We start from the raw sequence: 9,466 nt of genomic DNA on the forward strand, positions 1-9,466 counted from the left end.
GTGCCGGCGGTGCGTTCGGTGCGGGTGCCGCGGTCGGCCCGGTCGGCCCGGTCGGCCCGGTCCGCGCGGCTGCCGCGGTCTGTCCGATCCGAGCGGTCGGAGCGGTCCACGCGGGACGACGCGCCCGCGTGATCCGTTCTGGCTCGCGGGGACGGGGTGGGGCCGCGCCGGGTCGACCGGGGCACCGCCCGGCGGTCTCGTCTCGCCCGCCCCGTCCGTTCAGATCTGTCCGATCTGTCCGATCTGTCCGGCCGTTCCGGTCGGTCCGCCTCGCGCCCGGCCATGGGGATCAGGGCTCCGGCGTGAACCGGGGGAACGTGAGATCACCCGCATAGCGGGCGGCGTCACCGAGCGTTTCCTCGATCCGCAGCAGCTGGTTGTACTTGGCCGTCCGGTCGGTGCGGGCCGGCGCCCCGGACTTGATCTGGCCGACCCCGGTGGCCACGGCAAGGTCGGCGATCGTGGTGTCCTCGGTCTCGCCGGACCGGTGGCTCATCATACAGCTGAAGCCGGACTGGAGGGCCAGCGTCACCGCGTCCAGGGTCTCCGACAGCGTGCCGATCTGGTTCACCTTGACCAGCAGCGCGTTGGCCGCCCGCCGGGCGATGCCCTCCTCGAGCCGGTCCGGGTTGGTGACGAACAGGTCGTCGCCGACGAGCTGGACGCGCTCGCCGAGCTCGGCCGTGAGCTGGACCCAGCCGTCCCAGTCGTCCTCGGCCAGCGGATCCTCGATCGACACCATCGGGTACCCGTTGATCAGCTCGGTGTAGTAGGCGATCAGCTGCTCCGGGCTGCGCCTGGTCTTCTCGAAGGTGTAGGCGCCGTCGTCGTAGAACTCGGTGGCGGCCACGTCGAGCGCGAGCGCGACGTCCCGGCCGGGCGCGTAGCCGGCCTTCTCGATCGCCGACATGATCAGGTCGAGCGCCTCGCGGTTGCTCTGCAGGTTCGGCGCGAACCCGCCCTCGTCGCCCAGCCCGGTGGCCAGGCCGCGGCCCTTGAGCACCGACTTGAGCGAGTGGTAGACCTCGGCCCCCCAGCGCAGCGCCTCGCGGAACGACTCGGCCCCGATCGGCGCGATCATGAACTCCTGCACGTCGACGTCGGTGTCGGCGTGCGCGCCGCCGTTGAGGATGTTGAGCATCGGCACCGGCAGCACGTGCGCGTTGGGGCCGCCGAGGTAGCGGAACAGCTCAAGCCCGCTTGAGTCGGCGGCGGCCTTGGCCACGGCCAGCGACACGCCGAGGATGGCGTTGGCGCCCAGCCGCGACTTGTCCGGCGTACCGTCCAGGTCCACCAGCTTCTGGTCGACGATGCGCTGGTCCACGGCGTCGACGTCCTTGAGCTCGGGGCCGATCTCGTCGAGCACCGCGGCGACGGCCTTCTCCACACCCTTGCCGGCGTAGCGGCCCTGGTCGCCGTCGCGCAGCTCGACGGCCTCGTGCTCGCCGGTGGAGGCGCCGGACGGCACCGCGGCCCTGGCCAGCGTGCCGTCGTCGAGCGCCACCTCGACCTCGACGGTGGGGTTACCGCGCGAGTCGAGAATCTCCCGCGCGCCGACTTGCTCGATGACCGCCACCTGCCGCTCCTTCGCCGAATTCGATGCCACCCGAGCCTAACCGGGCCGCGATGTCCCCCGTTGGAGGCACGCGCTAATACACCGGAACGGAGCGTGATCATGCGCCGGTCCAGGGACTCGGAACAGCCACGGTGAGGGTAGCGTTGGGTGGACCATGACCGAGGACGGGACAAGCACCTTTGAGGCGTTCCGCAAGGCCGAGTCGCTCGTCGCGCAACGCCGGCCGCTTGATGCCCTTGCGGTGCTGGGCCCCGTGCTCGACGCCGAGCCCGACAAGCCGTCGGTGCACCTGCTCGCCGCCCGCGCCTACCTCGGCTCCGCCCAGCTCAGGCGCGCCGAGCAGGCCTTCCTGCGGGTGATCGAGCTCGACCCCACCGACCACTACGCCCGGTTCGCGCTCGGCCGGACGCTGCAACGCCTCGGCCGGTTGGCCGAGGCCGTGACCCAGCTGCGGATGGCGGCCGCCATGCACCCGGTGCCGGAGTACCAGGAGGCCCTCGGCGAGGTCAACGCTCGCATCGCGGTCGAGCGTGATCGGTAGCGGTCCGGCTCAGAGCGCGGCGGCGGCCCTGGCGTAGGCGTCGGCGGCGCTGAAGACGTCCCGGCCGTAGGCGACCGACGCGTTGTAGGTGAGCACGGCCTTCCACCACCCCTTGCCGGTGGCCAGGTTCCCGCCGGACGCGCACAGGTAGCGGGCCGCGGTCAGCGCGGCGTCGTCGACGTTCTGCGGGTCGGGCGGCTGGCCGTCGCCGCTGGCCCGCACCGCCCACCGGGTCCAGGTCGACGGCAGGAACTGCATGTGGCCGACCGCCCGGTCCCACTCCGGGTCGCCGTCCAGCCGGCCGTTGTCGGTGTCCCTGATCGCCCGCACCCCCGGCGACCCGTCCAGCGCCACCCCGATGATCGGCCTGCTCAGCTGCCCGTCCTCGGCGACGTCCGTGCCGTTGATCCGGCCGTGGTGCGACTCCGCCCGCCCCACCCCGGCCAGCGTCGCCCAGGAGAGCCGGCATCCCGGCGCCCTGGCCACCATCTCCGCCTCGGCCACCGCGTACGCCCGCAGCGTGCGCTCCGGAATGTCGGTCTTGCCGGCCAGCCGCCCGGCCCAGTCCGCCGCGGCCGGCGCCGCCCCCGCGGTGAACGGCACCGCCGCTCCGGGCGCCACGTCCAGCTCCGGCACCTCGAACCGCTCCGGAGCTCGTGACTCGGGCCTCGGCCCGCGCGTCGCGTCCAGCACGATCAGCGTGCCGATCACGCCAGCCACGAGCGCGACGATCAGCACGGTCGGCGTGATCAGCCGCCGCAGCCTCGCCTTCCGGGCGCGCGGTTCCGGCGGTGTTTCCACCGCGGGTGGCAGTACGGGCACGACCCCAGGCTACGGATTGCGGGCCAGGAGGGCGTACAGCAGGGGGATGCGCGGCGCGTTCGGGGGAAGCTGGAACCACCCGTCCGAGGTCGGGACCATCGACGGCCACCTCGGCCACGGGATGCGGTCGGACTCGCGGAGGCGGTCGACGCGCAGGCCCGCGCCGACCACGGCGGTGATGAGCTCGCCGAGGTCGTGCATCCACTCGTAGGACACCCGGGCGTCGGCAAGGGCCGGCCCGTCGGTGTAGGTGTAGGTCGAGTCGCGCTCGACCGGGCCGTGGCCGGCGAGGTAGTCGTGGCGCAGCAGGAGGTCCTCGCTGCCGTCGGGGGCCGGGAGCAGGCCGAGCGAGTAGAGCAGCGGGTGGAACTCGACGACGTAGACTCTGCCGCCCGGCCGCAGCAGGGTGGCCACCTCGGCCGCCCAGCGGTCCAGGTCGGGCAGGTAGCACAGCGCACCCTTGCCGGTGTAGATCACGTCGAAGGTGCGGCCGCCGAGCGCGGCCGCCGCACTGTACACATTGGACTGGACGTACTCGATGGGCAGGGCGTGCGACTCCGCCAGCCGGCGGGCGGCCGCCACTGACTCGCCGGAGATGTCGACGCCGACGACGCGGGCGCCGCGCCGGGCGAGGGCGATCGTCTCGGCGCCGACGTGGCACTGCAGGTGCAGCAGATCGACCCCGGCCAGCGGCCCGAGGTCGCTCCACTCGTACTCGGCGAACCAGTGCGTCGCGGGCCGGCTGCCATCCAGCCCGTAGAAATCGCTGCGCACATGGATCGGAGTCCGCGCATCCCAATTGGCCCGGTTGGCTTCAATCATGCGTTCGGTCTCGGGGTCAAACATCACCCCGTCACGTTAGCGAGCCCGGCGATTTGAACGGGCGTGGTTTGAAACTGCGCTGGGGTCGCCAATCTGTGGCGAGGGCGGCCGCCACACGACGACCAGGGCAGGGCGAGGAACGAGCCCTGCCCGCAGGCGTCGGCAGCCCACCACCCACAACACCCAACCACCCACCCCGGCCCGCAACCACCCAGCCAACCCAACCCCAGGCCGGCGCCGAAGGCGCTCGGCGGCCTTGCCCGAGCTATCTAACACGGCCAGAACCTGCGCCAGGTGTCGTGGTCCATTGTGGACGGATCGATGCCCGCTTCCCGAGCGGCGCGCTCGGCCTGGCGGACCTGGGCGGCGAACCGGCGGGCGACGGCGCGCAGCTCGCCCTCGGGGTCGGCGCCGGCGAGCTTGGCGAGGGCGGCGAGGTCGAACAGGCGCGAGCCGGTGTCGGTGTGGCGCGGGAGCAGGTCGCCGGGAAGGCCGGCGCGGGCGGTGCGCTGGGCGAGCTTGGCGGCGAGGGCGAGGGCCGGCTGGCCCATGGCCACACCGTCCACACTGGACTCGCGGCGCTTCTCGTCCCGCTTGAGCTCCTCCCAGCGCAGCTCCTGGGTGCGGGCGTCGCGCACCGCCGGGTCGCCGCCGGCGAACACGTGCGGGTGGCGGGCGACGAGCTTGGTCACCAGCTCGCGGGCCACGTCGTCGACGGAGAACGGGTCGTCGGCGTCCTCCTGCGCCACGCGGGCGTGGAACAGGACCTGCAGGAGCACGTCGCCGAGCTCCTCGCGCAGCGCCGCCCGGTCGCCGTCCTCGATCGCCTCGAGCAGCTCGAAGCACTCCTCGACCAGGTACTGGCGCAGCGACTCGTGGGTCTGCTCGGCGTCCCACGGGCATCCGCCGGGCGAGCGCAGCCGGTCCATCACGGCGACGGCGTCGAGCAGGCCGGCGCCCGGGGGCCGCGGCGTGCCGATCACCTCGGCGCCGGCGGCGTGCAGGGCGGACGCGGCCGGGTCGTCGAGCCCGTACCCGAGCAGCACCACCGGGCCGGGCGCCGCAAGCAGCTCCTCGACGGGCGGGGCCGGTTCGACGGAATCGACATCGACGCCCGCGCCCCGGTACACCGCGGCCGCCGACCGGATGGCGGGCAGCGCGGCCGCCGGGAGGACCGCGCCAAGCCGGGGGTCGAGCAGGACGACCGCCGAGGTCATGGTTTGGGCATGGCCGCCGGGAGGACGAGGCCGACCTTCTCCGACTCGTTCGGCGCCACGCCGACGGCGAGCTCGTCCCAGACGCCGTAGCGCGGGCTGATCCGCACGCCGAGCTCGCCGGCGAGCGGGGAGATCAGCTGGGTGCCGATGGCCTGGTTCCACTCCGGCGGCACCTGCGACACGATGGAGCGCTCCTGCTCGGACAGCGTCGCGTTGGTGTTGCGTTCCTTGATCAGCGCGACCAGCCAGGCGTTGGCGCCGGACTGCTCGCCGGCGATGAACTGGAACGCGACCACCGTGTTGGGCTGCACGCTGAACACCGGGGCGAGCTGAACCTGTTGCTGCGCAAAGAATCCATAGGTGCTGACCGGGCTGAGGGCGTCGACCGGGGCCGGGCGCACCTGCGCGGTGGACGGCTCCTCGATCAGCTGGGCCATCCGGTCCGGCTGCGCGGCCACCTTCCTGGCGAGGTCGGTCGCGGCCTGCCGCGAGTCGCCCTCCGACGCGACCGTGGCGGCTTCCATCCGCACCTGCAGCCGCTCGAGATACTTGCGGCCGAGGGCCTGCAGCAGCAGCCGGTCCCTGGCGATCTCCCGGCCGTCGAACCCGGCCGTGACCGCCTTGAGGACCGGGTCCTCCGGCGGGGCGGTGCTGGCGGTCAGCTCGGCCAGATCGCGTTCGGAGACCGTCAACCCCTCGCGCTCGGCCGCCTCGGCGATCAGCTCGTGGCGCACCAGCTGGTTGACGATGCCCCTGGACACCAGATCCAGCTTCCGGTTGCGGGCCAGGTCCTTGGCCGCCGGCTCGGTGTCGAGCGCGGTGTCCAGCCGCCGCTGCACCTCGTCGACGGAGACCACGCGGTCGCCGATGATGACCGCGGAGTTGATCTGGGTGGGTCCGGAACCGCAGGCGGTGAGCGCGGTTGCCAGCACGGCGAGGACAGCGATCAGCACGCCCGGGTGGCGGATTGCGGTCGTCACACCGGGTACCTTCTCACACCGCCGAGGTCAGCCGACCGGCGCGGGCGTGATCACCAGCGACTCGAGCAGGGTCGTGCACCAGTCGAGCAGCGCCTGGTCGCGCAGCGGGGGCGCGCCGATCCGCCCGCCCGCGGCGCCTTCCGTCGGCCGCGGCACGGACACCGTGCTGGTCACCGCCTTGTACATCGCCTTGGGGTGCAAGCGCTTCAGCCGGACGAGCTGCGAGTCGCGCAGCTGCAGCGGGCTGAACCGGATGCTGCTGCCCTGGGTGGTCACCTCGGTGACGCCGTGCCGGCGGCAGGTCTGCCGGAACGCGGCCACCGAGAACAGCAGCTGCACCGGCGCCGGCGGCGCGCCGTACCGGTCGGTCAGCTCCTCGCCGACCGCGGACAGCTCCTCGGGGTTCCGCGCCGCGGCGATCTTGCGGTACGCCTCCAGCCGCAGCCGCTCGCCGGGCACGTAGTCGTGCGGAATGTGCGCGTCGACCGGAAGGTCGATCCGGACCTCGGCCAGCTCCTCCTCGTCCTCGACCTCCGGCGCCCCCGCGTGCCGGCGGAACGCGTCCACGGCCTCGCCGACCAGGCGGACGTACAGGTCGAAGCCGACGCCGGCGATGTGCCCGGACTGCTCGGCGCCGAGCAGGCTGCCGGCGCCGCGGATCTCCAGGTCCTTCATGGCCACCGCCATCCCGGCGCCCAGCTCGGTGTTCTGCGCGATCGTGGCCAGCCGGTCATGCGCGGTCTCGGTGAGCGGCGCCTCCGGCGGGTACAGGAAGTAGGCGTAGCCCCGCTCGCGCCCGCGCCCGACCCGGCCGCGCAGCTGGTGCAGCTGCGCAAGGCCGAGGAGGTCACCGCGCTCGACGATCAGCGTGTTGGCGTTGGAGATGTCCAGCCCGGTCTCCACGATCGTGGTGCACACCAGCACGTCGTGCTCGCGCTCCCAGTACGCCTCGATGATCTTCTCGAGCCGGTCCTCGTTCATCTGCCCGTGCGCGGTGACGATCCGCGCCTCTGGCACCAGCTCGCGCAGCCGCCGCGCGGCCTTCTCGATCGACGAGACCCGGTTGTGCACGTAGAAGACCTGGCCGTCGCGCAGCAGCTCGCGCCGGATCGCGGCGGCCACCTGCTTGTCGTCGTAGGAGCCGACGTAGGTCAGGATCGGGTGCCGGTCCTCGGGCGGGGTGAGGATCGTGGACATCTCGCGGATCCCGGCCAGGCTCATCTCCAGCGTGCGCGGGATCGGGGTGGCCGACATGGTCAGCACGTCGACGTGCGTGCGCAGCGCCTTGATGTGCTCCTTGTGCTCGACACCGAAGCGCTGCTCCTCGTCCACCACGACCAGGCCGAGATCCTTGTACCGCACGCCTGTCTGAAGTAGACGGTGGGTGCCGATGACGATGTCCACGCTGCCGTCGGCGAGTCCCTTGAGCACCTCCTCGGCCTCGGCGGCGTGGGTGAACCGGGACAGGCCCTTGACGGTGACCGGGAACGACTGCATCCGCTCGGTGAAGGTGTGCAGGTGCTGCTGGGCCAGCAGCGTGGTGGGCACCAGCACGACGACCTGCTTGCCGTCCTGCACCGCCTTGAACGCCGCCCGCACGGCGATCTCGGTCTTGCCGTAGCCGACGTCGCCGCAGATCACCCGGTCCATCGGGACGCCGCGCTCCATGTCCCGCTTGACCTCGTCGATCGCGGCCATCTGGTCGGGCGTCTCGGTGAACGGGAAGGCGTCCTCCAGCTCGCGCTGCCACGGGGTGTCGGGGCCGAACGCGTGCCCCGGCGCGGCCTGCCGGGCCGCGTAGAGCTGCACCAGCTCGGCGGCGATCTGCTTGACCGCCTTGCGCGCCTTGGCTTTGGTGTTCTTCCAGTCCGAGCCGCCGAGCTTGTTCAGCGTCGGCAGCTCGCCGCCGACGTAGCGGGACACCTGGTCGAGCTGGTCGGTCGGCACGAACAGCCGGTCGCCGGGCTGGCCCCGCTTGGACGACGCGTACTCCAGCACCAGGTACTCCCTGGTTGAAGGGGCCCCGCCGGTGTCTTTCACGGTGCGCCGCACCATCTCGACGTACCGGCCGATGCCGTGCTGCTCGTGCACCACGTAGTCGCCGGGCTTGAGCGCCAACGGATCCACGGCGTTGCGCCGCCGGGACGGCATCTTGGTCGACAGGTCCCGGCTGGACGTTCCGTGCCGCCCGCCGGTCAGGTCGGCCTCGGTGAGCACCACCAGGGCCCGTTGCGGCGCAACGAACCCGTCCTCGAGCGCGCCGCGGACCACGGTCACCACGCCGGGTTTGGGCGCCTCGGTGAGGCCGTCCTCGGCGAAGGTGGCCGCGACGTCCACCTCGGCCAGCTGCTCGACGGCCCGCTTGCCGGTGCCGGAGCCCGGCACGACGAGCACCGCCGCTCCCCCGCTCGCGGTGTGCGCGCGCAGGTCGGCGAACGCGCGGGCCACGTCGCCCCGGTAGGACTCGACCGGCAGCAGGTCCAGCCGCAGCACCGCCTCGTCCGGCGTGGTCAGCTGGGACAGCGTCCACCACGGGTGGCCGGTGTCGCGGGCGTGCACGGCCACGTCGGCGAGGTCGCGGTAGGCCGACGCGCCGAGGTCGATCGGGGCCCTGCCGCCACCGGCCGCGGCCATCCACGAGGCTTCGAGAAACTCCTGCCCGGTGCGCACCAGGTCGTGCGCCCTGGTGCGGATCTTCTCCGGGTCGGCCAGCAGCACGTGGGCGCCGTCCGGCAGCACGTCGGTGAGCAGCTCCAGCTCGCCGCCGCACAGTGCCGGGATGAGCGCTTCCATTCCCTCGCAAGGGATTCCGTTGGCCAGCTTGTCGAGCATCTCGTGCAGGTGGGCGTCGGCCTGGTGCCGCCGCGCCAGCTCGGCCGCGCGCTGCCGGACCGGCTCGGTGAGCAGCAACTCGCGGCACGGCGGCGCCACGACGCGGGCCACCTCGCCGGGCAGCGACCGCTGATCGGCCACGGCGAACGCGCGGATCTCGCTGACCTCGTCGCCCCAGAACTCCACCCGCAGCGGGTGCTCGGCGGTGGGCGGGAAGACGTCGACGATGCCGCCGCGCACGGCGAACTCGCCGCGCTTCTCGACCATGTCCACCCGGGTGTAGGCCAGCTCGACCAGCCGCTCGATCAGCTCCTCGAAGTCGCACTCCTGGCCGGGCTCCAGATCGATCGGGGCCAGCTCCCCGAGGCCGGGCGCCATCGGCTGGATGAGGCTGCGGATGGTCGCCACCACCACCCGCAGCGGCGGACCGTCGGGGTGGGCGAGCCGGCGCAGCACGGACAGCCGGCAGCCGACGGTGTCGGCGCGCGGGGACAGCCGCTCGTGCGGCAGCGTCTCCCAGGACGGGAAGGCGCCCACCGCGTCGGGGCCGAGCAGGTCGGTCAGCGCGGCGGTCAGGTCGTCGGACTCGCGGCCGGTGGCGGTGACCACGAGCACGGGTGCCTTGGTGGACAGCGCCGCGACCACCAGCGGGCGGGCGGCCGGGGCGCCTTCGATC

At 72.9% G+C, this 9,466-nt stretch carries 7 protein-coding genes; 1 reads left to right on the plus strand and 6 read right to left on the minus strand.

Annotated elements, in window-relative coordinates; all coding sequences use genetic code 11:
• Positions 1-289: 289 nt before the first annotated feature.
• Entirely contained in the window at positions 290-1,576 is a 1,287-nt protein-coding gene (eno, locus tag VGX25_RS25435) for a phosphopyruvate hydratase (RefSeq protein ID WP_326920422.1), read from the minus strand.
• Positions 1,577-1,730: 154 nt separating this feature from the next.
• Between eno and VGX25_RS25440 the strand changes: the two genes are divergently transcribed.
• A complete protein-coding gene (locus VGX25_RS25440) occupies positions 1,731-2,117 on the plus strand; it encodes a tetratricopeptide repeat protein (RefSeq protein WP_326920423.1) in 387 nt (128 codons plus the stop codon).
• Positions 2,118-2,126: 9 nt separating this feature from the next.
• Here VGX25_RS25440 and VGX25_RS25445 read toward each other — a convergent pair whose 3' ends face one another.
• The 5 genes from VGX25_RS25445 to mfd all read right to left on the minus strand — a co-directional run.
• Positions 2,127-2,939 (minus strand): lytic transglycosylase domain-containing protein, encoded by an 813-nt coding sequence (locus VGX25_RS25445; RefSeq protein ID WP_326920424.1) that lies wholly within the window; start codon positions 2,937-2,939, stop codon positions 2,127-2,129.
• A 9-nt stretch (positions 2,940-2,948) separates the two neighbouring features.
• Positions 2,949-3,713 carry a class I SAM-dependent methyltransferase gene (locus VGX25_RS25450; RefSeq protein ID WP_326920425.1) on the minus strand — a complete coding sequence of 255 codons (765 nt, stop codon included), beginning with the start codon at positions 3,711-3,713 and terminating at the stop codon, positions 2,949-2,951.
• A 317-nt stretch (positions 3,714-4,030) separates the two neighbouring features.
• The gene (locus tag VGX25_RS25455; RefSeq protein ID WP_326920426.1) at positions 4,031-4,978 is read right to left on the minus strand and encodes a MazG family protein; all 948 of its coding nucleotides are present in this window, start codon (positions 4,976-4,978) and stop codon (positions 4,031-4,033) included.
• On the minus strand, positions 4,975-5,958 hold the full coding sequence (locus VGX25_RS25460) for a SurA N-terminal domain-containing protein (protein WP_326920427.1): 984 nt from the start codon (positions 5,956-5,958) through the stop codon (positions 4,975-4,977). The genes VGX25_RS25455 and VGX25_RS25460 overlap by 4 nt, the downstream gene beginning before the upstream one ends.
• A gap of 27 nt (positions 5,959-5,985) precedes the next feature.
• On the minus strand, positions 5,986-9,466 hold a 3,481-nt coding region (gene mfd / locus VGX25_RS25465; protein ID WP_326920428.1), incomplete at its 5' end, for a transcription-repair coupling factor.

The sequence above is a fragment of the Actinophytocola sp. genome (assembly GCF_035942955.1).
Classification (GTDB): Bacteria; Actinomycetota; Actinomycetes; order Mycobacteriales; family Pseudonocardiaceae; genus DASYTH01.

Coding starts and splice junctions, on each gene's coding strand:
- VGX25_RS25455 (WP_326920426.1), bottom strand. CDS start 4,978: ATGACCTCGGCGGTCGTCCTGCTCGACCCCCGGCTTGGCGCGGTCCTC.
- VGX25_RS25440 (WP_326920423.1), top strand. CDS start 1,731: ATGACCGAGGACGGGACAAGCACCTTTGAGGCGTTCCGCAAGGCCGAG.